24 protein-coding genes are annotated in these 19,449 nt (G+C 55.7%); 12 read left to right on the top strand and 12 right to left on the bottom strand.

Annotation, left to right across the window (positions count from 1 at the left end; all coding sequences use genetic code 11):
• The first annotated feature begins 9 nt into the window (after positions 1-9).
• Positions 10-897: a cation diffusion facilitator family transporter gene (locus tag Q3Y58_RS15640; protein WP_274218289.1), complete on the top strand. Its 888-nt coding sequence runs from the start codon at positions 10-12 to the stop codon at positions 895-897.
• 103 nt (positions 898-1,000) lie between these two features.
• Here Q3Y58_RS15640 and Q3Y58_RS15635 read toward each other — a convergent pair whose 3' ends face one another.
• The 3 genes from Q3Y58_RS15635 to Q3Y58_RS15625 form a co-directional block, all read right to left on the bottom strand.
• Positions 1,001-2,320 carry an ammonium transporter gene (locus Q3Y58_RS15635; protein WP_274217584.1) on the bottom strand — a complete coding sequence of 440 codons (1,320 nt, stop codon included), beginning with the start codon at positions 2,318-2,320 and terminating at the stop codon, positions 1,001-1,003.
• Positions 2,321-2,348: 28 nt separating this feature from the next.
• The gene (locus Q3Y58_RS15630) at positions 2,349-2,687 is read right to left on the bottom strand and encodes a P-II family nitrogen regulator (RefSeq protein WP_274217582.1); all 339 of its coding nucleotides are present in this window, start codon (positions 2,685-2,687) and stop codon (positions 2,349-2,351) included.
• A gap of 344 nt (positions 2,688-3,031) precedes the next feature.
• Positions 3,032-3,586, bottom strand: coding sequence for a DUF924 family protein (locus Q3Y58_RS15625; protein ID WP_319622867.1), 555 nt, complete (start codon positions 3,584-3,586; stop codon positions 3,032-3,034).
• Positions 3,587-3,707: 121 nt separating this feature from the next.
• On the opposite strand from Q3Y58_RS15625, the gene Q3Y58_RS15620 reads away from it, so the two are divergent.
• On the top strand, positions 3,708-3,947 hold the full coding sequence (locus tag Q3Y58_RS15620) for a sulfurtransferase TusA family protein (protein ID WP_274217580.1): 240 nt from the start codon (positions 3,708-3,710) through the stop codon (positions 3,945-3,947).
• On the opposite strand, the gene Q3Y58_RS15615 is transcribed toward Q3Y58_RS15620, so the two are convergent.
• Complete coding sequence (locus tag Q3Y58_RS15615) at positions 3,944-4,234, bottom strand: 4a-hydroxytetrahydrobiopterin dehydratase (RefSeq protein WP_274217579.1); 291 nt, start codon at positions 4,232-4,234, stop codon at positions 3,944-3,946. The two genes, Q3Y58_RS15620 and Q3Y58_RS15615, sit on opposite strands and share 4 nt — an antisense overlap.
• 302 nt (positions 4,235-4,536) lie before the next feature.
• Here Q3Y58_RS15615 and Q3Y58_RS15610 point away from each other — a divergent pair, with 302 nt between their 5' ends.
• A complete protein-coding gene (locus Q3Y58_RS15610) occupies positions 4,537-5,004 on the top strand; it encodes a low molecular weight protein-tyrosine-phosphatase (RefSeq protein ID WP_319622866.1) in 468 nt (155 codons plus the stop codon).
• Between the two features lie 9 nt (positions 5,005-5,013).
• On the opposite strand, the gene Q3Y58_RS15605 is transcribed toward Q3Y58_RS15610, so the two are convergent.
• Positions 5,014-5,781: a phosphatase PAP2 family protein gene (locus Q3Y58_RS15605; protein WP_274217577.1), complete on the bottom strand. Its 768-nt coding sequence runs from the start codon at positions 5,779-5,781 to the stop codon at positions 5,014-5,016.
• A 184-nt stretch (positions 5,782-5,965) separates the two neighbouring features.
• Between Q3Y58_RS15605 and Q3Y58_RS15600 the strand changes: the two genes are divergently transcribed.
• Both Q3Y58_RS15600 and Q3Y58_RS15595 read left to right on the top strand, forming a co-directional pair.
• Positions 5,966-6,568, top strand: coding sequence for a 2-hydroxychromene-2-carboxylate isomerase (locus Q3Y58_RS15600; RefSeq protein ID WP_319622865.1), 603 nt, complete (start codon positions 5,966-5,968; stop codon positions 6,566-6,568).
• Positions 6,569-6,814: 246 nt separating this feature from the next.
• Positions 6,815-7,777, top strand: a complete 963-nt coding sequence (locus tag Q3Y58_RS15595; RefSeq protein WP_319622864.1) for an AEC family transporter — start codon at positions 6,815-6,817, stop codon at positions 7,775-7,777.
• Here the strand turns inward: Q3Y58_RS15595 and gluQRS are convergent.
• Positions 7,774-8,631 carry a tRNA glutamyl-Q(34) synthetase GluQRS gene (gene gluQRS / locus Q3Y58_RS15590; RefSeq protein WP_319622863.1) on the bottom strand — a complete coding sequence of 286 codons (858 nt, stop codon included), beginning with the start codon at positions 8,629-8,631 and terminating at the stop codon, positions 7,774-7,776. The two genes, Q3Y58_RS15595 and gluQRS, sit on opposite strands and share 4 nt — an antisense overlap.
• 83 nt (positions 8,632-8,714) lie before the next feature.
• Here gluQRS and Q3Y58_RS15585 point away from each other — a divergent pair, with 83 nt between their 5' ends.
• Both Q3Y58_RS15585 and Q3Y58_RS15580 read left to right on the top strand, forming a co-directional pair.
• The gene (locus Q3Y58_RS15585) at positions 8,715-9,356 is read left to right on the top strand and encodes a DNA-3-methyladenine glycosylase family protein (RefSeq protein ID WP_319622862.1); all 642 of its coding nucleotides are present in this window, start codon (positions 8,715-8,717) and stop codon (positions 9,354-9,356) included.
• 14 nt (positions 9,357-9,370) lie between these two features.
• The gene (locus tag Q3Y58_RS15580) at positions 9,371-10,024 is read left to right on the top strand and encodes an alpha/beta hydrolase (protein WP_274217572.1); all 654 of its coding nucleotides are present in this window, start codon (positions 9,371-9,373) and stop codon (positions 10,022-10,024) included.
• 11 nt (positions 10,025-10,035) lie between these two features.
• Here the strand turns inward: Q3Y58_RS15580 and Q3Y58_RS15575 are convergent, their stop codons facing one another.
• Entirely contained in the window at positions 10,036-10,941 is a 906-nt protein-coding gene (locus tag Q3Y58_RS15575) for a polyprenyl synthetase family protein (RefSeq protein WP_413697833.1), read from the bottom strand.
• Between the two features lie 212 nt (positions 10,942-11,153).
• Between Q3Y58_RS15575 and Q3Y58_RS15570 the strand changes: the two genes are divergently transcribed.
• Positions 11,154-12,401 carry a cyclopropane-fatty-acyl-phospholipid synthase family protein gene (locus Q3Y58_RS15570; protein ID WP_319622861.1) on the top strand — a complete coding sequence of 416 codons (1,248 nt, stop codon included), beginning with the start codon at positions 11,154-11,156 and terminating at the stop codon, positions 12,399-12,401.
• A gap of 62 nt (positions 12,402-12,463) precedes the next feature.
• Here the strand turns inward: Q3Y58_RS15570 and Q3Y58_RS15565 are convergent, their stop codons facing one another.
• Positions 12,464-12,985 carry a carboxymuconolactone decarboxylase family protein gene (locus tag Q3Y58_RS15565; protein WP_274217570.1) on the bottom strand — a complete coding sequence of 174 codons (522 nt, stop codon included), beginning with the start codon at positions 12,983-12,985 and terminating at the stop codon, positions 12,464-12,466.
• Positions 12,986-13,077: 92 nt separating this feature from the next.
• The gene (locus Q3Y58_RS15560) at positions 13,078-13,629 is read right to left on the bottom strand and encodes a peroxiredoxin (RefSeq protein ID WP_274217569.1); all 552 of its coding nucleotides are present in this window, start codon (positions 13,627-13,629) and stop codon (positions 13,078-13,080) included.
• A gap of 248 nt (positions 13,630-13,877) precedes the next feature.
• On the opposite strand from Q3Y58_RS15560, the gene Q3Y58_RS15555 reads away from it, so the two are divergent.
• The 3 genes from Q3Y58_RS15555 to rpmF all read left to right on the top strand — a co-directional run bounded on the left by Q3Y58_RS15555 (position 13,878) and on the right by rpmF (position 15,837).
• Positions 13,878-14,801, top strand: coding sequence for a hydrogen peroxide-inducible genes activator (locus Q3Y58_RS15555; protein WP_274217568.1), 924 nt, complete (start codon positions 13,878-13,880; stop codon positions 14,799-14,801).
• Positions 14,798-15,514, top strand: coding sequence for a monofunctional biosynthetic peptidoglycan transglycosylase (gene mtgA, locus Q3Y58_RS15550; RefSeq protein ID WP_319622860.1), 717 nt, complete (start codon positions 14,798-14,800; stop codon positions 15,512-15,514). The genes Q3Y58_RS15555 and mtgA overlap by 4 nt, the downstream gene beginning before the upstream one ends.
• A 137-nt stretch (positions 15,515-15,651) precedes the next feature.
• Positions 15,652-15,837: a 50S ribosomal protein L32 gene (rpmF, locus tag Q3Y58_RS15545; protein WP_274217565.1), complete on the top strand. Its 186-nt coding sequence runs from the start codon at positions 15,652-15,654 to the stop codon at positions 15,835-15,837.
• Between the two features lie 170 nt (positions 15,838-16,007).
• Here the strand turns inward: rpmF and phbB are convergent, their stop codons facing one another.
• Both phbB and Q3Y58_RS15535 read right to left on the bottom strand, forming a co-directional pair.
• Complete coding sequence (gene phbB / locus Q3Y58_RS15540; protein WP_274217563.1) at positions 16,008-16,736, bottom strand: acetoacetyl-CoA reductase; 729 nt, start codon at positions 16,734-16,736, stop codon at positions 16,008-16,010.
• Between the two features lie 112 nt (positions 16,737-16,848).
• Positions 16,849-18,033 carry an acetyl-CoA C-acetyltransferase gene (locus Q3Y58_RS15535; RefSeq protein ID WP_274217562.1) on the bottom strand — a complete coding sequence of 395 codons (1,185 nt, stop codon included), beginning with the start codon at positions 18,031-18,033 and terminating at the stop codon, positions 16,849-16,851.
• A gap of 288 nt (positions 18,034-18,321) precedes the next feature.
• Between Q3Y58_RS15535 and phaR the strand changes: the two genes are divergently transcribed.
• Positions 18,322-18,933 carry a polyhydroxyalkanoate synthesis repressor PhaR gene (phaR, locus tag Q3Y58_RS15530; RefSeq protein WP_319622859.1) on the top strand — a complete coding sequence of 204 codons (612 nt, stop codon included), beginning with the start codon at positions 18,322-18,324 and terminating at the stop codon, positions 18,931-18,933.
• 77 nt (positions 18,934-19,010) lie between these two features.
• Here phaR and Q3Y58_RS15525 read toward each other — a convergent pair whose 3' ends face one another.
• The gene (locus Q3Y58_RS15525; RefSeq protein ID WP_319622858.1) at positions 19,011-19,445 is read right to left on the bottom strand and encodes a GlcG/HbpS family heme-binding protein; all 435 of its coding nucleotides are present in this window, start codon (positions 19,443-19,445) and stop codon (positions 19,011-19,013) included.
• Between the last annotated feature and the right edge of the window lie 4 nt (positions 19,446-19,449).

The raw sequence follows: 19,449 nt of genomic DNA, 5'->3' as shown, positions 1-19,449 counted from the left end.
CCAGAAGTTATGAACGAGAGCATGCGCTTTGCGCTCGGCAGCATTGTTGTCGGTTTGATTGTACTGGCGACAAAGTACGCGGCTTACCTCTACACCGGCTCTATTGCTTTTTACTCCGATGCGCTTGAGTCCATCATCAACGTGGCCTCGGCGCTGGCTGCAGCAGGCGCGCTGCATCTTGCCCAAAAACCAGCGGACCACAACCACCCTTATGGGCACACCAAGGTTGAGTACTTTGCTGCTGTGTTGGAAGGGGTGCTAATCGTTCTGGCGGCGGTGACCATCTTGCGGCAGGCCTATATCAGCATCATGGAAGGGCCGCAGCTTGAGTACTCCCTGTTTGGCTTCGTGCTGAACGGGGCGGCGTCTGTGCTCAATTTCATCTGGGCGAGCGCGCTGATGCGTGTGGGCCGCAAGCACCGCTCGCCGGCACTTGTTGCCGATGGCAAGCACATCATGACGGATGTCTATACTTCTGTGGGTGTGATTGTAGGCGTGGGGGCTGCTTATGCGACGGGCTGGACCATTCTTGACCCCATACTTGCCATTGTGGTTGCCGTGAACATTCTTTGGTCCGGCTGGCACCTTGTACGCGAGTCCATTGGCGGGCTCATGGATGAAGCGGCTCCGGAAGAAGAGCAGGAGCTGTTGCGCACCTTGATCTCAAAGCATGGCGAAGGGGCAATTGAGGCCCACGATTTGCGCACCCGCCATTCAGGGCATGTGACTTTCGTGGACTTTCACCTGGTGGTTCCGGCGGACATGACCGTGCTGGACGCCCACGAGATTTGCGATCGGATCGAAGAGGGTATTGCCAAGGAGTTGCCCGGCGCGCGGGTCACCATCCACATCGAGCCGGAAAACCACGCCAAACATTCGGGCATTGTGGTGATCTAGACCTGCTCCGGAGGCGCGCTGCAAATGAAAAGGCCCGGGTGGGAGAGCCCGGGCCTTTCGTTTTTTGGGAAGGTGATTGCTGGGAGTTTTCTCCCTTTGATGTTTAGAGGCGCTGAGAGCCCTGGCCGAATTCTGGGTAGGCTTCGACGCCAATTTCGACCTTGTCCAGACCCATTGCTTCTTCTTCTTCGCCGACACGGATGCCGATGGTTGCCTTGAGGGCGAACCAGACCGCCGCAGAAGCAATCACGGTGAAGACACCGTATGCAGCCACACCAAGCGCCTGAGTTGCGTAAGACGCGTCGGTGTTGGACAGCGGCACGATGAGCGTGCCCCAGATGCCTGCGATCAGGTGAACCGGGATTGCGCCTACAACGTCGTCGATCTTCAGCTTGTCCAGCAGCGGCACTGTGAAGACAACGAGCGCGCCGCCAACACCACCGATGATGATGGACTGCAGAACGGATGGTGCCAGTGGCTCAGCGGTGATGGACACGAGGCCAGCCAGGGCGCCGTTCAGGGCCATGGTCACATCGACCTTCTTGTAAAGGATCTGGGTCAGAACCACTGCAACGATCACACCACCTGCTGCTGCCATGTTGGTGTTCGCGAAGATGCGAGAGATGTCGGTCACGTCGCTGATGGTGCCCATTGCGAGCTGGGATGCGCCGTTAAAGCCGAACCAACCGAGCCACAGGATGAACGTGCCCAGAGTTGCCAGAGGCATGGAGGAACCCGGCATGACGTGAACCTGACCGTCTGCGCCGTATTTGCCTTTACGGGCACCAAGGATCAGCGCGCCAGCAAGCGCGGCCCAGCCGCCTACGGAGTGAACGAGTGTGGAACCGGCAAAGTCAGAGAAGCCTGCTTCTGACAACCAGCCGCCGCCCCACTGCCAGGAGCCTGCGATCGGGTAGATGAAACCGGTCAGCACGACAACGAAAGCAAGGAACGGCCACAGCTTGATGCGCTCGGCCAATGTGCCGGACACGATCGACGCTGCTGTTGCTACAAACACCATCTGGAAGAACCAGTCAGATGCAGTGGAGTAACCGGTGTCGAGAGCGTCGCCGCCGACCGGGTCGAAGGAGTAAGGACCAAAGGAACCCATGAAGCCGCCATCAACGCCGGTGTACATGAGGTTGTAGCCGGTGACCCAGAACATGAGGCCCGCGATGGAGTAGAGGCTGATGTTCTTCAAGCACTGCATGGACACGTTCTTGGAGCGAACGAGGCCTGCTTCGAGCATGGCAAAGCCTGCTGCCATCCACATGACGAGGAAGCCGCCAATGAGGAACAACAGGGTGTTGAAGATGTACTGAGTTTCAGGTGAGACCGGCGGTGTTTCCTGAGCCAAAGCCGGTGCAGCCATGGCGGCAAGGGCCGCGACTGACAGGCTTGAAAGGGTATAGATGCGCTTCATTTTTTCAGTTTCCCCTCGATTTTTCTAATTAGAGTGCGTCGGCGTCTGCTTCGCCGGTACGGATGCGAACGACCTGGTCGATGCCGTAAACGAAGATCTTGCCGTCGCCGATCTGACCGGTCTTGGCCGCGCCAGCGATGATTTCGACAACCTTGTCCGCCAGATCTGCATCCACGGCGACCTCGATCTTCAGCTTTGGCAGGAAGCTGACCGCGTATTCCGTGCCGCGGTAAATCTCGGTGTGTCCCTTCTGACGGCCGTAGCCCTTCACCTCGGTGACGGTGAGGCCTTGAACGCCAACGCTCGTGAGGGCGTCGCGCACCTCGTCGAGCTTAAATGGCTTGATGATCGCCATTACAATTTTCATAGTCAGCTCCCGCTCTACTGTTGACCAATCGGGAAATTCGTTCCCTGTGTTCCCCCGCGCTCTCCCGGTCCAAAACTGACTGCGCTCAGTTCAGGACCAGCAGGTCCGCGTTCGGCCTATTACATACAAGGAGTGTGCCAACTCGATTTTTCGGCGGAATTCTGCTGTTTTTGGGGTGTTGGTACTTCTTAAAAACCTATTAAAAACAGCGTTCTATCCGGGACATCTAGGTCGAGAGACTAGGTTTTGGGCAGAGCGACGCCGCGGCAGGTGTGGTGATAAAAAAATAGGCAGAGCACAAAATTTGCTCTGCCTAAAAAATAGTCAAACTGTAGAGGGAGGGGTCAGGCTCTAAAGCCGCCTTCCTCTAAAAAGCGCTGTTCTTCCGGTGTCGTTTCCCGGCCGACAAGGGCATTGCGATGCGGGAAGTGACCAAAGCGGCGGATCACGTCCATGTGGATCAGGGCATAGAGGTAGCCGTTCTGATCGCCCCAGCGGCGGAAAGCGTCCACTGCAATGGTTTGGTCCTCAATGTTTTCGGAGTGCTCAAACGGCAAGAAGAAGAACAGGCGAACCTCCCGTGGGTAGGCCAGGTGGTAGTTCTTTTCCATGGCTTGTCTGGCGATGGCGAGGGCCTTGGCATCATAAGCGAAGCTCTCGGCGGAGCCTCGGAAGAGGTTTCGCGGAAACTGGTCCAGAAGCAGGAGCAATGCCAACGCGCCATGGGGCGTTTCCTGCCAGCCGTCGTAGTCGCCCTTGGCGGCCTTACGCAGATCACCTTCAAACCGGCTTCTGATTTCCTCGTCGAATTCCGGCGTGCTTTGAAACCATTTTTCTCGGCCAGCTTCCCACCAGAACTCAAGGATCTCGTAGATTTTGTTAGACTCTGTTGTTGTCATGGGCCCCCCGACAGATTACAGAACCCGCCAGAGCACAGCGGGACTATTGGACTGGTGCGCATGTTACAGCCTGTTGGCTGCATCAGCATCACCTGATACCGTTCCAAATGGGAATGTCGTGATGGATTTTAAACAGCTTGATCTAAAAGGACTTAATTGTCCGCTGCCGGTCATGAAAGCGCGCCGGGCGCTGGCGCGCATGCGGGCGGGTGAGGGCCTTGAGGTGCATGCGACAGATCCGATGGCGCAGATCGACATACCGCACATGTGCAATCAGGACGGGCACACGCTGCATGGCGTGGAAACACAGCAGGACATTCTCGTGTTCCGAATTACCCGCGGCGCGGTTGAGGGCGCCTAGGTCAGCAGCTTTTCAATGGATGTGGCGAGGCGAATATCGCGTTTCGTCAATGCATTCACGTCATGGCTGCTAAGCGATATCTGCACATCTCTATAGTTGTTGGACCAGTCCGGGTGATGGTTCTGCTTTTCGCAAAGCAGGGCGACTTGTGACATGAAACCAAACGCCCGAACGAAGTTTTTGAATCTAAACGCTTTTTGAATTGATTTGCCGTCTATTGAAATTTTCCAGCCTGGAAGGCTCTCCAGCGCTGCGTCAATCTCTTGCTGGCTAAGCACGTCGGTCATCCAAAACTCCTCACAGGCTCGTGTTCGATATATTACCGCGCCAACAAGAATTCTGAGAAAAGGCGCTTATATTCAAGCCAATAATAACAAGAAAGGATTTCCCAATGTCCAACACGTGGTTTGCGTTTGCTCTCCTCCCAGCCATCAGTCTTTTTGTCGTGACTGTTGGTTTGAGCATGGCCGTCGCGTAACGACCTCCTTTTGTTTGACGTGGATGGGTATGCTCTGGATATGCGCAGCGCTTGCGATTGTGTGTATCATCTCGTCGTCTGATCCCTGATTTGGCGAGCGAGAACCCATCCATGTCAAAGACCCGCGTTCTTTTTGTCTGCCTTGGCAATATCTGTCGCTCTCCCTTGGCGGAGGGCCTGTTTACCCATCATGTCACAACCCACGGTGTGCAGGACCACTATGAAATTGGGTCCGCTGGCACGGGAGGCTGGCATGTTGGCAACCCGCCAGATCCACGCAGTATCGCCATCGCAGCGCAGCACGGCGTCGATATTGGCATGCAGCGGGCGCAGCAAGTTCACCCCAAGCACTTCACGAACTATGACTATCTGATTGGTATGGACGCCAGCAACGTTGAGCGTTTGCATCATCTAGCGCCCGCTGGCGCGCTGGCGCAGATCCGCATGCTGTTGGATGAGCAGCGCAAGGATGTGCCGGACCCTTACTATGAGGGGCCTGAGGGATTTGCGCTTGTCTATCGCATGGTGAACGAAGGAACGCTGGCCCTGTTTAAGCAGCTGGAAGCACGGCGCCTGTGACTGGCGCGCCTAGCGAAACATGCTGGCGAATTGTTGAACCTGTGTGCTGCCGATGCCGAACAGTTTGTTAAGCTTGGCATGCAGCCAGATCCCGGCATGGGTGAAGGCGTTTTCCAGGGTTTCTGGTTGTGCCCAACTTGGGGTCTTTCGATAGAGCAGCCAGTAGACGGCCCAGATCACGAAAAACGTCACGCCCCAGGATATCATCGTGTCGGACAGGAAGTGCCCGCCGAAGGCAACGCGATTTATCGAGAACACCAAAGCCGGGCCAATCGTGCCGATGGCGACTGGGAGCTTCCATTTTTTGGGGACGATGAAGACCAGAGCGACCAGCCAGATGGAAGAGGATGCCTCGCCTGAGACAAAGGAGCAGTTGGTCTGGCAATAATCGGAGCTTTGCCACACGCCGACGAAGGGATTGGAGCCGCCGAAAGACTCCACGTGACGAGGGCGGGGGCGGCCAATATTATTTTTGAGCAGAGCGTTGACGACGAGCCCGGGACCAATGATCAGAGTGCTTATAAGAAACAAGGGGGCGCGCAGATCAACCAGAGCCCTTAGCTTCGGCAAAAGCAGTTTAATGAGCAGAACGGCAAGAGAAAGGCCCACAACCCACGACACCAGGTAGTGTTTCATGTAGCGAATATCTTGCAAGAGTGGGCTTTTTGCCGCTGGGAAATAACCATCTGAGCTGTAAAACATCTGGCTGGCCCAGATATCTACTGCAGGAAACGCCAAAAAGAAAAGTGATACAGAAATAATGTATGCCGTTGTCAAGACAAACGGACACCTAGCGGAAATACTAGGAAGGTTTACATATGTACGCTTCACCCCAATGCCCCCATTGCGAGCGTCTAATGTTATTTTTGTATAATAAAATTCTGACGCAATGCGCAAGGGTATATAATCGATACGTGACGATAAATTAAATGAACGATGAATGTTTGATGGAGTTGCGCTGATGCCCCGGATCGCTTTCTGGTATGATTTTGCTTCCACCTATAGCTATCTCAGCGCCATGCGCATTGAGACCCTCGCAGTTGACCGTGGCATCTCCGTAGAATGGCGTCCATTCTTGCTCGGGCCAATCTTTAAAAAGCAAGGGTGGGAGACCTCGCCATTTAATCTTCAGCGTTCTAAAGGAAATTACATGTGGCGGGACATGGAGCGTCAATGTTCTGTTCTCGGCCTGCCGTTGGTACGCCCCAACCCGTTCCCGCAGAACAGTCTTTTGGCGGCGCGGATTGCCTATTGCGGGCGCAATGAAGACTGGATCGGCGCATTTACCCGTGCGGTCTATCACATGGAATTTGCGCTGGGCGAAGACATCTCAAACCCTGAGCTTCTTGCCGCGCTTCTGGTGGAGTTGGGAGCACCGGCAAAACGGGTGATGAATGAGATTGAGACGGCGGAGGTGAAAATCGGCCTGCGGGCGGAAGTCGCAACCGCAGAGTCGCTTGGTATCTTTGGCGCGCCCAGTTTCGTGACAGAACATGGAGAGCTGTTTTGGGGCAATGACCGGCTGGATGATGCGCTGGATGCGGCGTTCATGAGATTTGGCTAGAAATCCGCAGTGGTATAGAGGCAAAGGCGAGCTGCAAACTGGCTTGCTCTAACGGGTTTGACGCCTACGCCTTCCTTTTAAGCGCGCTGTTTTCAGGGGTGTTCTTTCATAGCCTGTGTGATCAGGGGACATTTTCTCAAGAGATTGGCTCTGGTGGGCGGGGTTTGGAGGGCTTATAAGGTCTTCTCTTCCTAAACGAGTATCCGTGGCATGGTCTTCGACTGGTGCCCGGTGCAAGAGAGCCTCATGTTTCAGCAGACCGTCCAGCTTGTGTTGCCCATATTCATCTTGATCGGGTTGGGTTATGCGTGCGCCTCCCTAAAGCTTCTCAAAGAGGGCGTGGGGCAGGCGCTTGGCTCCTTCTGCGTGACAATTCTGGTTCCTGTGCTGATTTTCAGGACGTTGACCGGCGCTGAGTTGGGTGACGTGTCGCCTTTTCCGTTTTGGCTGGCCTACTACTCGGCTTTGACGCTGGTTTACTTTGTTGCGGCCGCCATCGTGCGCTGGGGCTTCAAGCGCGAGGCCCGTGCGGCCGTTGTGGCTGGCCTTACCGCCGGGTTCAGCAATACGGGCCTTATCGGCATTCCATTGATATCGTCTCTTTTCGGGCCCGAAGGTCTGGTGCCGCTTTCCCTGATCATTGCGCTGCATATCCCGTTTGTGACGATCCTCTCAGTCTCTTTGATGTCCCGCGCTGTGGTGATTGATGGCTATGAGGAAGCGCGTCCGATCAACGAGGTGCTCCAGTCGGTCATAAAGAGCCTGATCAGCAATCCCATTATCATTGGTATCTTGAGCGGCGTTGCGGTGAACCTCGTTGGTCTCCCCATTCCGTCCATCGCCGAAACCGTGTTGACCTCCATGGCGACGGCGGCAACGCCCGTTGCGCTGTTTGCGGTAGGCATGGGACTGGTGGACTACGGCATTCGTGGCACGCTGAAGATTGCAACGGTGCTTAGTGTGCTCAAGATTGGCCTGTTGCCGCTGACCGTTTTCATCTTCATGAGCCAGTTCACGGATTTACCGCCCCTTTGGGTGGCTGTAGCAACAATGGGCGCTGCCTGCCCAACGGGCTTGAATGCGTATCTTCTGGCTGTGCAGTTCGGCACCGGGCACGCCATGTCTTCAAACGCGATCACAATCACCACCTTCACCGCGATCTTTACAGTGAGTGGGTGGCTGGCGTTCCTTCAGGCGTTCGGCTACTAGCCGAAGCCAAGGCGGGTGCGGATTTGCCGAGCCGTCACGCCATCAGCGCGGAGTTCGCGCAAGGATGTGTCTCGGGCTGATTTTGACAGCTTGCGCCCGTCATCATCCAGGATGAGTCCGTGATGTTGATAGGTGGGGCATGGGAGGCCAAGCAATTGCTGAAGCACCCGGTGAACTGCCGTGGCATAAAAGAGATCCTGACCGCGCACTACATGAGTGATGCCCTGAAGGGCATCATCCACCACCACAGAAAGATGGTAGCTGGTGGGCGTGTCCTTGCGGGCCAGAATGACATCTCCCCATTCGCTCGGCACGGCCGGGACATCGCCGGTCTCGCCTTGCGGGCCGACGCCCGTTTCTGGCCAGAACACTAAATCAGCAAGCTGCGCCAGCGCTTTTTGCATGTTGAGGCGCAGGGCAAAGGGGCGGCCCGTCACCGCGGGCTCTTGCGAGCCACCGGGATAAAGAGGGGCGCCATCCGGATCGCGAGGCCAAGGTGTCCCGGTCGCAAGTTCCTTATCGGCAATGGCCTGCTTAATCTCAGAGCGCGTGAGGTAGCCTCGGTAAAGAAGGCCCTTCTGCTCCAGCTCGTTGAGGGCTGCAGTGTATGCGCTCAGGTGTTCGGATTGGCGGCGAACGGGTCCATCCCACTCAAGACCGAGCCACTCCAGATCCTCAAGGGCATCCGCGCAAAGCTTGTCTGTGCAGCGCACGGTGTCTATGTCTTCTATCCTCACAAGGAAGCGTCCTCCCAGTTCTCGGGCAATGTGCTGATTGAGCAATGCTGAATAGGCATGGCCAAGGTGCAGGTGGCCATTGGGAGAGGGGGCAAAACGAAGGACGGGCGCAGACATTCAGGTTATGGTCTTTCTGTTGGAAGGCTGCTCAGGCTTGTTGAAGTTTAGTTTGCCGCACGCAGCTGGCAAGGGGAAGTAGTGTGAAACCCATTGAAACAGAAGAAGATATTGCACGAGAACTGCAGAGCCTGTTGCTGCTGGATGAACGGCTGCGCGGCGTTTTCGAGATTGCCGGGGTGGTGCCCTTGCGTCGGCGCGCGGCGGATTTCAAGGCGCTTTCCAACATCATCGTCTCACAGCTGATTTCTGTTGCCGCTGGCGCTGCCATTTTCGGGCGTCTGGAAGCGCTTGTGGATCCGTTTACACCGGAGGTCTTGCTGTCGAAGTCCCATGAGGAGTTGAAGGGGGTTGGCTTGTCCGGCTCCAAGGTCAACACCATTCGCAGCATCGCCGAACACATGGAAGATGGGCTTGATCTTATGCATCTTGCAGAAATGCCCGCCGATGTAGCCCAAAAAAAGCTTTGTGAAATCAAAGGCATCGGCCGCTGGACCTCTGACATTTTTCTTTTGTTTTGCGCTGGGCACCCAGATGTGTTCCCATCAGGGGATGTGGCTTTGCAAAACGCAGTGAAGGATGCCTTCGGGCTGGATGAGCGGCCGAAGGGCAAAGAGCTGGATCTGATTGCAGAAGCGTGGGCCCCGCATCGCGGCACTGCAGCGCGGCTTTGGTGGTCTTATTACAAGGCCCGCCGCGAAGGTCGCGAAACGCTGCCCATCTAGTTTGGGAGAGGCATATGGAAAGCCATGGTGTCCTTCGCCACGGTGCCAAGGAGACACCCGCTGAAAGTCTGGTGGTGCTGCTTCATGGATATGGAGCGGACGCATCCGATCTGATCACGCTTGCAGACGATCTGACAGAAGCGTTGCCGCGTTGCGAGTTTGTGGCCATTGAAGCGCCGCAGGTCTGCGACGTTTGGGCCGCAGGACGGCAGTGGTTTCCGCTCACGGAGCGGACGCCAAAGGAGTATCGCCTTGGGGCTGAGGCCGCAGCGCCTTATCTGGTTTCTGCAGTGGAAAAGGAAATGGCACGCGTTGGCGTGGAGCCGAGCTCAGTCGCGCTCTTCGGTTTCTCACAGGGCGCGATGATGGCCCTTCATGTGGGGCTTCATTACCCCAAGACATTTTCCGGCATTCTTGCATATTCTGGTGCGCTGCCTGCACCGGATACGCTCTGCCGGGAGGTGGCCAGCAAGCCGCCGGTTCTGCTGGTGCATGGCGAGGAAGACGACGTGGTGCCGTTCTGGAACTTGTCTGTGGCACAGACAGCCATGGAAAACGCGGAGGTGCCGGTGACTGCACAGGGCCTGCCGGGACTTGGCCATGGCATCAACGTGCACGGGATTGAGCTCGCGCGCACGTTCTTGATGGAAGTGTTCCACGAAAGCTGACAGGCGCTGTCCTAATTGGTACGGCTTGCGACGAAGTGCGCCAGCTCTGACAGAGGCTTGCCGCGTTCGCCGAACGGAGCGAGCAGCGCATCGGCCTCTGCGATCAAGTCTGCAAGCTTGGCGCGCGCAGCGTTTTCTCCCAACAGGCCGACAAGCGTGGCCTTCCCCATTTCCGCGTCTTTGCCGGTTGCCTTGCCGACGACCTCAGCATCGCCAACAACATCGAGAATGTCATCAGCCAGCTGGAAGGCAAAGCCGATCACTTCCCCGAAACGGGTCAGCGTGTCGACGGTTTCTTGCGGTGCATCGGTCAACAAAGCGCCAGCGCGGCAGGCATAGCGGATCAGGGCGCCGGTCTTCATGGACTGGAGGAGCCGGATTTCGGCCTCGGTACGATCGCGGTGTTCGGACTCCAGATCCAGCATCTGGCCGCCAGCCATGCCACCGACACCGGAAGCGCGGGCAAGCTCCTGAGACAGGACAAGGCGCACTTCGGCGCTTTCGGAGACTTCCCGGCGGGCAATCAAATCGAATGCGAGGGTCAGCAACCCATCACCGGCCAAGATAGCGGTGGCCTCATCAAAGGCGATGTGCGTGGTGGGTTGGCCGCGGCGCAGATCATCATCATCCATGGCGGGAAGGTCATCGTGCGCCAGGGAGTAGCAATGAATGCACTCCAGCGCCGCCGCAGCTGTGAGGACGCCGTCATCCTCGCGGCCCAGCATCTTGGCCGCTTCCACCATCAAGGCGGGGCGCAAGCGCTTGCCTCCTGCAAGGGCGGCATACTTCATGGCTTCAATGAGACGACTTGGGCGGGCGACTTCCTGCGGCTCTGGCTGCAAGGCTAGGGCGTTGGTCAAGGTTTGTTCCACACGCGCTGCAGAACTGGCGAGTAAGGTGCGGGCCGCGTCGCTCACGAAGTCTCTCCCGAAAAAGGTAGTGTGCCTGATTGGTTGCACTGCTGTCGCCTGAATGCCAAGCCGCGTCAAGCCCATGGCGCGAGAGGGGCTCCAATTTTTTGAGGGTGATAGAAGCAGCAGCTACGAAAAATGCGAGGGCTTCCGTTAGGAGAGTTGCGAAATTTCTCCGTTACAATACTCTTGAGTGTGGATTGCTTTGGAAGGAAGAAATGCGAGCTCTTGCCAGAATGCTGGAGCCCTTCCTTGAGAAGGGCCAGCTTATCATCATTGACGCAGAAAATGTACGCCATGAGCTTGGCGCGCGCGCGCCCGGCCCAAAGGCAGTGATACGCTTTCATGATAGGTGGCTACCCCTAAAGATGTTGTGGGATCCGGAGCTTGTGGGTGCAGAAGCCTACATGGATGGGCGTTTGACTTTGGAGGAAGGCACTCACGTCAACGATCTGATCAGCGTGTTCACGGTCAATCGCGGCCCGTTTAACGCGACTGCCCTGCAGAAAGTTGTTTGGTCTTTCAAAGATGGTCATGCGCGTAGAAAGCAGCGCCTTGATCTTTCGCGAAACAAGGCGCAGGTGCGCCACCACTATGACCTGAACACGGATCTCTACCGGCTGTTTCTTGATGACGGGCTGAATTACTCATGTGCTTATTACAGAACACCGGAGGATACACTTGAGCAGGCGCAGGCTGCCAAGTTGGACCATCTGATCGCCAAGCTCGACCTGAAACCCGGTATGCGCGTTCTGGAAATTGGCGGTGGCTGGGGGTCGTTGGCGATCCGCATGGCGCAGGCGGGGGCTGACGTAACATCGCTGAACGTGTCACCTGAGCAGATCCGGATTGCCGAAAAGCGCGTTGAGGCGCTTCGTTTGCAAAACAATGTCGAGTTCATCTGCAAGGACTACAATGAGTTTTCCGGGGAGTATGACCGGGTTATCTCGGTCGGCATGATGGAGCACGTGGGCATTGGCAATTTTGATGCCTACTTCGCCAAGGTGAAGGAATGCCTGAGCCCCAAAGGCTTTGGCGTCATCCATTCCATCGGACGCTACACGCCACCGGGCACGACAGGCCCGTTCTTGACCAAGTACATCTTCCCGGGCGGGTATGTGCCATCCCTCTCTGAGGTTTTTGCAGCAACGGAACGGCAGCGTTTGTGGGTGTGCGATGCCGAAATTCTGCGCCTGCATTACTATTATACACTCAGAGCGTGGCGGCTTCGGTTTGAGGCCAATTGGGACAAGGCTAAAGCGCTTTACGATGAACGCTTCTGCCGAATGTGGCAGCTCTATCTGAGCGCATGCGAGATGGGCTTTCTGGAAGGGAGCACAATGGTGTTCCAGCTTATCGTGTCACGTGAGCGGGACGCGGTGCCGCTGCTTCGCGACTTCATCGGCGACAATGAGCGCAAACTGCAGGCGGCGGCAGGGCACGACACTTGGTTTCAACGCGCTTGAACAAGAAAACCCGAGATGCGGGCGCACCTCGGGCTTTCAAGGGGAGGAATGTGTGAGCCGCGTTACTCAGAGGCTTCCAGCGCAATTGCGGCCGACTGAATGATCGACGCGTAACGCACGGCGGTCTGGATCATTTCGGAGGTCATGCCTTCTTTGCGCAGAACAGCTTCGTGGCTGTCGATGCACATGCCGCAGCCGTTGATGGCGGAAACGGCGAGGGACCAAAGTTCGAAGTCTGCCTTGTCAACGCCGGGCTTGCCAATCACGTTCATGCGCAGCTTTGCAGGCATGGTGCCATACTGTTCGTTGGAGGACAGGTGAACAAACCGATAGTAAACGTTGTTCATGCCCATGATGCTGGCTGCTGCCTTGGCGGCTGAAAGCGCTTCTGCAGAAAGATGCGGCGTTGCTTCAGCGATCATGGCGTCCTTAACGGTCTTGTTGCGGGAAGCAATGCCACACGCGACGAACAGGCCGTACTTCTGCTGTGCGGTCAGGCTTTCATCAGAAGCCATCGTGCCAAGGTTCAGACGAACGTCCTTGGCGAAGTCACCAAGAGCGGATTTCAGGCTATCAATGGACATGGATTTTACTCAGCAATGTTCTGGGAACAAATAGGGCGGGGGCAGAGGAGCCGGATGAACCGGCTCACTCTTCAAATGCAGGGTGTCGCGGCTTAGGCTGCGAGAACGTCGCCGCCAACTTCACGGTTACATGCGCAAAGTTCGTCGGTCTGCAGAGCGTCGAGAACGCGCAGGGTGTCCTTCGGGTTACGGCCAACGTTGAGGTTGGTCGCGTAAACGTGCTGGATGGTGTTTTCGTTGTCGACGATGAAGGTGTAGCGGTATGCAACGCCTTCTGGCGCGCGAACGCCAAGACCATCAACGAGGGAACCATTGGTGTCTGCGAAAGACCAGATTGGGAGCTTGTCCAGATCTGGGTGATCGCGACGCCATGCCAGCTTCACGAATTCGTTGTCGGTGGAGCCGCCGAGAACAACTGCGTCACGGTCTTCAAACTCGGAAGCCAGACGCGCAAACTCTGCGATTTCAGTTGGACAAACGAATGTGAAGTCCTTTGGGTAGAAGAAGATAACCTTCCACTTACCGTCGAAGCTCTTTTCGGTGAGCGTTTCGAAAGCGGACTCGCCGTTTTCTTCGTGCTTGTTGAAGCCTGGCTTAACACCGGTTACAGAGAATTCTGGAAGCTTATCGCCAATACCGAGCATGATCGTCTCCTGCATGAAATGTGGGCCACATGACGGTGTGGCCTTATCGAAACCTTTATGCTGCGCTGCACAGCGCCGCTTACGGGTTTTTTATGGGGCAGGATTGTTGTTCGGTCAAAACGATAATTGCGAACATTGCTATCGGAAAAAACGATACCACATGTTGCAATTGTTATAATTCGCTGAAAACTGCCGTTTTTTAGAATCATTCTGAAATGGCGCTGAAATCTGTGACACGCTGACGCATCATGTTACCCACACTTAGACAGCTCCAATACTTCAAAGCACTGGCGGATCACCTGTCCTTTTCCAAGGCGGCAGAGGCCTGTCATATTACCCAGTCAACGCTCTCGGCTTCAATCAAGCAGCTGGAAGACATTCTTGGTTGCGAGTTGGTGGACCGCTCCGGCCGCGCGTTGGTTTTGACCGAAGCCGGTGAGCATGTGCTGCAGCGGGCAACTGAGCTTTTGCGCGATGCAGAAGACCTCGTGCACGGTGTGCAGTCTGATCAGGAACCGCTCACTGGACGTTTCCGCTTGGGGGTCATTCCTTCAATTGCGCCGTTTTTGTTGCCGCGTTTTCTGCCAGCGCTGCGCGGTCGGTATCCCAGATTAAAGCTGTTTTTGCGTGAGGACCTCACCCGCAACCTGATCTCTGCTCTTCGAGAAGGGCGAGTTGATGCTGCGTTAATTGCCTTTCCCTACAATGCGGAGGGATTTGAGCAGATGGTTGTGGGCCGGGATGAGCTGATTTTGGCTGTGCCGGGTGCGCATCGACTGGCGAATGCTGCTGTGATTGATGTTGATTCGATTATGAATGACACGTTGCTGCTGCTGGAAGACGGACACTGTTTGCGCGACCACGCACTTGCAGCAACTGGCGGGCGTTTGAGTGTTGGCGGAGAGGACTTCCAGGCAACATCCATGACGACCTTGATCCAGATGATTGACAATGGGCTTGGTCTCACATTGGTGCCGTCTTTGGCTGCAAAAGCAGGGGTTACATTGGGAACCAATTTGAAGTTGGTTCGGTTGAACAATGAAACAGCCTATCGGGACATTGGTCTGATCTGGCGCAAGAAGTCGGCCTTTGACAAGAATGCCCGTGTTTTGGGGCGGGCTGTAGAGGAGTTTTTGAGCGGGGAACCGCTGAGTGCCGAGGAGGTAATGTGACACTGACACGCTCGGGCAGCCGGTCCCGCCGCAAGAAGGGGCGCATCAAGCGGTTTTTGCTAAAGGTGCTGGCGATCCTGTTGGTGACGCCGGTTGTGTTGACGGTCGTCTATTCAGTGGTGCCGCCCGTCTCAACCTTGATGCTTGGGCGCTATGTGACGTTGCAATCCGTGGAGAGGGATTTTGTTCCGCTCGAGGAGATCTCGGTACATCTGCAACGCGGCGTGGTGATTTCGGAAGACAGTTTGTATTGCGAGCATGGCGGCGTGGACTGGGCGGCGATGCAGACTCAGGTCGAATCGCTTCTTGAAGGGGAGCGGGCCAGAGGGGCCAGCACCATTCCAATGCAGCTGGCAAAAAACCTTTTTCTTTGGAACAGCAGAAGTTATCTGCGCAAAGCGGTGGAAGCGCCGCTGGCAATCATGCTCGATTCCATGCTTACCAAGCGTCGGTTGCTCGAAGTTTATCTGAATACTGTGGAATGGGGTGAAGGAATCTTCGGCGCTGAGGCCGCCGCGCAGCACTATTTTGGGGTGTCAGCGAAGGATTTAAGCAGGCAACAGGCCGCTTTAATGGCCACAACCCTGCCAAACCCTATCCTTAGAAACCCAGCGAAACCTAATGCTGGACATCGCAGACTTGCCAGTGTAAATCAGCAGCGAATGAAGGTGGCCGGGGACGTTCTTGCTTGCACGTCCGCCGAACGGCAGTGATGTGAAATTTATTTCTCAAAGGCACTGGCGTTACGGTGAATTAGCCTGTATAACCCCCGCCATTCTGACACTTTTGTGTTTTCGCACGTTGAGGCTACGCGCCCGGCGCGTGAGTATTGACGAAAGAGAGAGCTACGATGGCAGTTCCTAAGAGAAAAGTTTCGCGCATGAAGCGCGGCTTTCGCCGTTCTGCGGACGCCCTGAACCAGCCGACTTACGTGGAAGATAAGGATTCGGGCGAACTGCGTCGTCCGCACCATGTCGACCTCAAGACCGGCATGTACCGGGGTCGTCAGATCCTTCAGCCAAAAGACGACGTCTAAGGCTGAACGCGAAGAACGCGACTGACTTATAAAAGACGAGGCCGTCCATTTGGGCGGTCTTTTCTTTTTTGGATTGATGCCTTGCAAACCCTGTTTCAGGGCATCGCAAGTGAAAAAAAAGCCGCCCGGCATAGCGAGGGCGGCTTTTTGCATTTCATCAGTTCAAGCCTTTAGCCATTCGCAATGTACTGAGCACCGTTGATGGTGAGCACTGCGCCTGTCATAAAAGCGGCTTCCGGTGAAGAGAGGTAGCGCACGAGACCTGCGATCTCTTCAGCCTTGCCAAGGCGGCCGACCGGGATCTGGCCGATAATGCCCTCCAGTACCTTTTCCGGCACTGCAGCTACCATGTCGGTATCAATGTAACCGGGACAAATGCAGTTGACGGTAATGCCTTTTCGGGCAGTCTCCTGTGCGAGGGCCTTGGTGAAGCCAATGACACCTGCTTTTGCAGCTGAATAGTTGGTCTGGCCGAGTTGGCCCTTCTGCCCGTTGATGGAGGAGATGTTTATGACGCGACCGGAGCCCCGGGCCCGCATTCCCTCGATCACTGGCTTTGTCATGGTAAACATGGAATCGAGGTTTGTGCGGATAACCGCGGACCATTCTTCAAAACTCATTTTATGAAACCACCCGTCGCGGGTAATGCCCGCATTGTTGACGAGGACTTCAATATCACCCAATTCTTCGCTTACTTGTTGTATTCCAATTTCGCATGCTGACGCGTCCGACACATCCCACTTGTAAACCTTGATGCCGGTTTCAGCGCTGAACGCTTCCGCCTTCTCAACGTTACCCGCATAAGTGGCTGCGACAGTGTATCCCGCCTCTTGCAAGCCCTTTGAGATCGCTGCACCTATTCCGCGTGTGCCGCCAGTTACCACTGCAACTTGTCCCATCAACGCATCCTCAACATCTCTTTGAAATTTTTTAAGTACCGTAGAGTACAAAAGCATAATGGCGGAACGTCAAGCGCTCCGCCATTAGGTAATGGTATGGGTTTTTAGAGGCTTAGATGCGTTCTACGCACATTGCGACACCCATGCCGCCGCCGATGCAAAGTGTTGCAAGTCCTTTGCTGGCTTCAGATCTTTTCATTTCATGTAAAAGAGTTACAAGAATTCTTGCTCCTGATGCGCCAATTGGGTGACCGATGGCAATAGCACCGCCGTTGACGTTTACTTTCTCAGGGTCAAGTCCGAGGCCAATATTTACCGAACACGCCTGAGCTGCAAACGCTTCGTTGGCTTCGACAAGGTCCAGATCTTCCACGGACCAGCCGGCCTTCTCCAGTGCCTTCTTGGAGGCTGGGATCGGGCCTGTCCCCATAATGGCAGGATCAACACCCGCAGTTGCCCAAGACGCGATGCGGGCCAGTGGAGTGAGACCGCGCTTTTCCGCCTCAGCCGCTGTCATGAGAACAATGGCGGCAGCGCCGTCGTTGATGCCGGAGGCGTTGGCTGCTGTGACGGAGCCGTCTTTGGCAAATGCAGGGCGAAGCTTCTGCATGGCTTCCATGGTGGCACCGTGACGGATGTATTCGTCATCCTCAACGATGCGTTCGCCTTTGCGCTCCTTCACCGTGACAGGGGTGATCTCTTCCTTGAACTTGCCAGCCTTTTGAGCAGCCTCGGCCTTGTTCTGTGATTTGACTGCGAACTCGTCCTGCTGCTCACGGTTGATCTGGAATTTTTCGGCAACATTCTCAGCGGTCTGCCCCATGTGGTAGCCGTTGAAGGCATCCCAGAGGCCGTCCTTGATCATGCTGTCGATCATCTTGTAATCGCCCATCTTTACGCCGGAGCGCAGGTGCTGGCAGTGTGGAGACAGGGACATGTTTTCCTGACCGCCTGCAATAACGATGGAAGCATCACCGGACTGGATCTGCTGCATGCCCATGGCAACGGTGCGAAGACCGGAGCCGCAAACCTGGTTCACAACAAGCGCGGTGGAAGTGTCTGGCAGGCCAGCATTGATTGCAGCCTGACGGGCTGGGTTCTGACCCTGGCCGGCGGTGAGCACCTGACCGAAGATCACTTCATCAACATCCTCAGGAGAAACCTGGGCGCGTTCCAAGGCGGACTTAATTACTGCAGCGCCGAGATCGTGTGCTGGCACATTGGCGAAGGATCCATTGAAAGACCCGACCGGGGTGCGGGTTGCACTTACGATTACGACATCATCTGGATTGCTCATGACAAAACCCATGCTTCAAAAAGGACAAAAGGCAGCACGCACGCCCACGTTTAAATGAACAAGGGGTGCGGCTAATGAGAAACACCTGCGGATGATACCTAGAGTTATTAGTGTTTTTCCAGTTTAAAAGAGGCGTTTTCTTTTCGACTATAGTGCACCACGGAAAACGGTAGCGCTCGCATGGGTAGATGACGTAAGCTATCGTTTTGAGGGAGCTTCCTGCCTTTTCAGTAGGATTTTAAGAATAACGCTGGCGGCAATGCCAGCACCGGAGCACAAGTTACACAGATGGCCAAAACAGACGCGCCGACCATCATCAAGAAGTACGCCAACAGGCGTCTCTACAACACGGGCACCAGTACATATGTGACGCTTGAAGATCTGGCCGTCATGGTCAAGGACGAGGAGGATTTTGTCGTCTATGATGCCAAGTCAGGCGACGACATCACCCGCTCGGTTCTCACGCAGATCATTTTTGAGCAGGAGAGCAAGGGGCAAAACCTGCTGCCGATCGCATTCCTTCGCCAGTTGATCCGATTTTACGGCGACAGCATGCAGACACTGGTGCCAAGTTATCTTGAGTACTCCATGTCGTCTTTGACACAGGAGCAAGACAAACTGCGTGAACACATGACGCAGGCATTCGGCTCGTCAGCGCTTGATGTGATCGAAGACCAGACCAAGCGCAACATGGAGATGTTTGAGCGCGCCATGCGGATGTTCTCGCCGTTTGATCCGACCGGCAACCCGTTCGCAGGTGCAGCGCCAACTCATCAAAGCGCGCCAAAGCAGGCCGAGCCTAAAAAAGAAGAGCAGTCTTCTTCTGATCTGGCTGACTTGAAGCAGCAGCTTGCCGACATGCAAAAACAAATCGCAGCGCTGGCGGATACAAAAAAGTAAATCAGGCTGCGAAATAGGCGAGCCGGTTTGAGCTATTGAATGGGCTGCCTCTGCGGTACGGGGCAGCCCTTTTCGTATCACCCCACGTCCGCGGTGAAACCAGCTGCCTCGATACCGGCAATGGCGCAGATTTCGTCGTTGTCTGATGTGTCTCCGGTTACACCGACGGCTCCAACAACCTTGGCTGTTTCCGGATCCCGAATGAGCACTCCGCCCGGTACCGGCACGATGCCGCCCCCTGCCACGCCGTTAAGCGCCTGGACGAAGTGCGGCCGCGTTTGAGCGTTTTCGTTGAGCCAGCGGGAGCCTTCTCCTAAAGCGACCGCGCCATACGCCTTTCCGATGGCAATTTGCGGGCGCATGAAGGAAGAGCCATCTTGCCGCTCCACTGCAATCAGGTGCCCACCTTCGTCCAGCACCGCGATTGTCAGGGGTTTGAAGCCTTCCTCGCCGCTCTTCTGATAGGCGGTCGCGATGATGTTGCGCGCGGTGGCAAGATTTAAAACAGGCATTTCC

It is taken from the genome of Nesiotobacter zosterae, assembly GCF_033843645.1.
In the GTDB taxonomy this organism is placed as follows: domain Bacteria; phylum Pseudomonadota; class Alphaproteobacteria; order Rhizobiales; family Stappiaceae; genus Pseudovibrio; species Pseudovibrio zosterae.
Note: the sequence above shows the minus strand (reverse complement) of the source record. Positions and strands in the feature narration are given on the sequence as shown.

What these genes read in the sequence shown, in the direction of transcription:
- Q3Y58_RS15640 (WP_274218289.1), top strand. Translation starts at nt 10, where the DNA reads ATGAACGAGAGCATGCGCTTTGCGCTCGGCAGCATTGTTGTCGGTTTG.
- Q3Y58_RS15635 (WP_274217584.1), bottom strand. Translation starts at nt 2,320, where the DNA reads ATGAAGCGCATCTATACCCTTTCAAGCCTGTCAGTCGCGGCCCTTGCC.
- Q3Y58_RS15630 (WP_274217582.1), bottom strand. Translation starts at nt 2,687, where the DNA reads ATGAAAATTGTAATGGCGATCATCAAGCCATTTAAGCTCGACGAGGTG.
- Q3Y58_RS15625 (WP_319622867.1), bottom strand. Translation starts at nt 3,586, where the DNA reads ATGACAACAACAGAGTCTAACAAAATCTACGAGATCCTTGAGTTCTGG.
- Q3Y58_RS15620 (WP_274217580.1), top strand. Translation starts at nt 3,708, where the DNA reads ATGGATTTTAAACAGCTTGATCTAAAAGGACTTAATTGTCCGCTGCCG.
- Q3Y58_RS15615 (WP_274217579.1), bottom strand. Translation starts at nt 4,234, where the DNA reads ATGACCGACGTGCTTAGCCAGCAAGAGATTGACGCAGCGCTGGAGAGC.
- Q3Y58_RS15610 (WP_319622866.1), top strand. Translation starts at nt 4,537, where the DNA reads ATGTCAAAGACCCGCGTTCTTTTTGTCTGCCTTGGCAATATCTGTCGC.
- Q3Y58_RS15600 (WP_319622865.1), top strand. Translation starts at nt 5,966, where the DNA reads ATGCCCCGGATCGCTTTCTGGTATGATTTTGCTTCCACCTATAGCTAT.
- Q3Y58_RS15595 (WP_319622864.1), top strand. Translation starts at nt 6,815, where the DNA reads ATGTTTCAGCAGACCGTCCAGCTTGTGTTGCCCATATTCATCTTGATC.
- gluQRS (WP_319622863.1), bottom strand. Translation starts at nt 8,631, where the DNA reads ATGTCTGCGCCCGTCCTTCGTTTTGCCCCCTCTCCCAATGGCCACCTG.
- Q3Y58_RS15580 (WP_274217572.1), top strand. Translation starts at nt 9,371, where the DNA reads ATGGAAAGCCATGGTGTCCTTCGCCACGGTGCCAAGGAGACACCCGCT.
- Q3Y58_RS15570 (WP_319622861.1), top strand. Translation starts at nt 11,154, where the DNA reads ATGCGAGCTCTTGCCAGAATGCTGGAGCCCTTCCTTGAGAAGGGCCAG.
- Q3Y58_RS15565 (WP_274217570.1), bottom strand. Translation starts at nt 12,985, where the DNA reads ATGTCCATTGATAGCCTGAAATCCGCTCTTGGTGACTTCGCCAAGGAC.
- Q3Y58_RS15560 (WP_274217569.1), bottom strand. Translation starts at nt 13,629, where the DNA reads ATGCTCGGTATTGGCGATAAGCTTCCAGAATTCTCTGTAACCGGTGTT.
- Q3Y58_RS15555 (WP_274217568.1), top strand. Translation starts at nt 13,878, where the DNA reads ATGTTACCCACACTTAGACAGCTCCAATACTTCAAAGCACTGGCGGAT.
- rpmF (WP_274217565.1), top strand. Translation starts at nt 15,652, where the DNA reads ATGGCAGTTCCTAAGAGAAAAGTTTCGCGCATGAAGCGCGGCTTTCGC.
- phbB (WP_274217563.1), bottom strand. Translation starts at nt 16,736, where the DNA reads ATGGGACAAGTTGCAGTGGTAACTGGCGGCACACGCGGAATAGGTGCA.
- Q3Y58_RS15535 (WP_274217562.1), bottom strand. Translation starts at nt 18,033, where the DNA reads ATGAGCAATCCAGATGATGTCGTAATCGTAAGTGCAACCCGCACCCCG.
- phaR (WP_319622859.1), top strand. Translation starts at nt 18,322, where the DNA reads ATGGCCAAAACAGACGCGCCGACCATCATCAAGAAGTACGCCAACAGG.
- Q3Y58_RS15525 (WP_319622858.1), bottom strand. Translation starts at nt 19,445, where the DNA reads ATGCCTGTTTTAAATCTTGCCACCGCGCGCAACATCATCGCGACCGCC.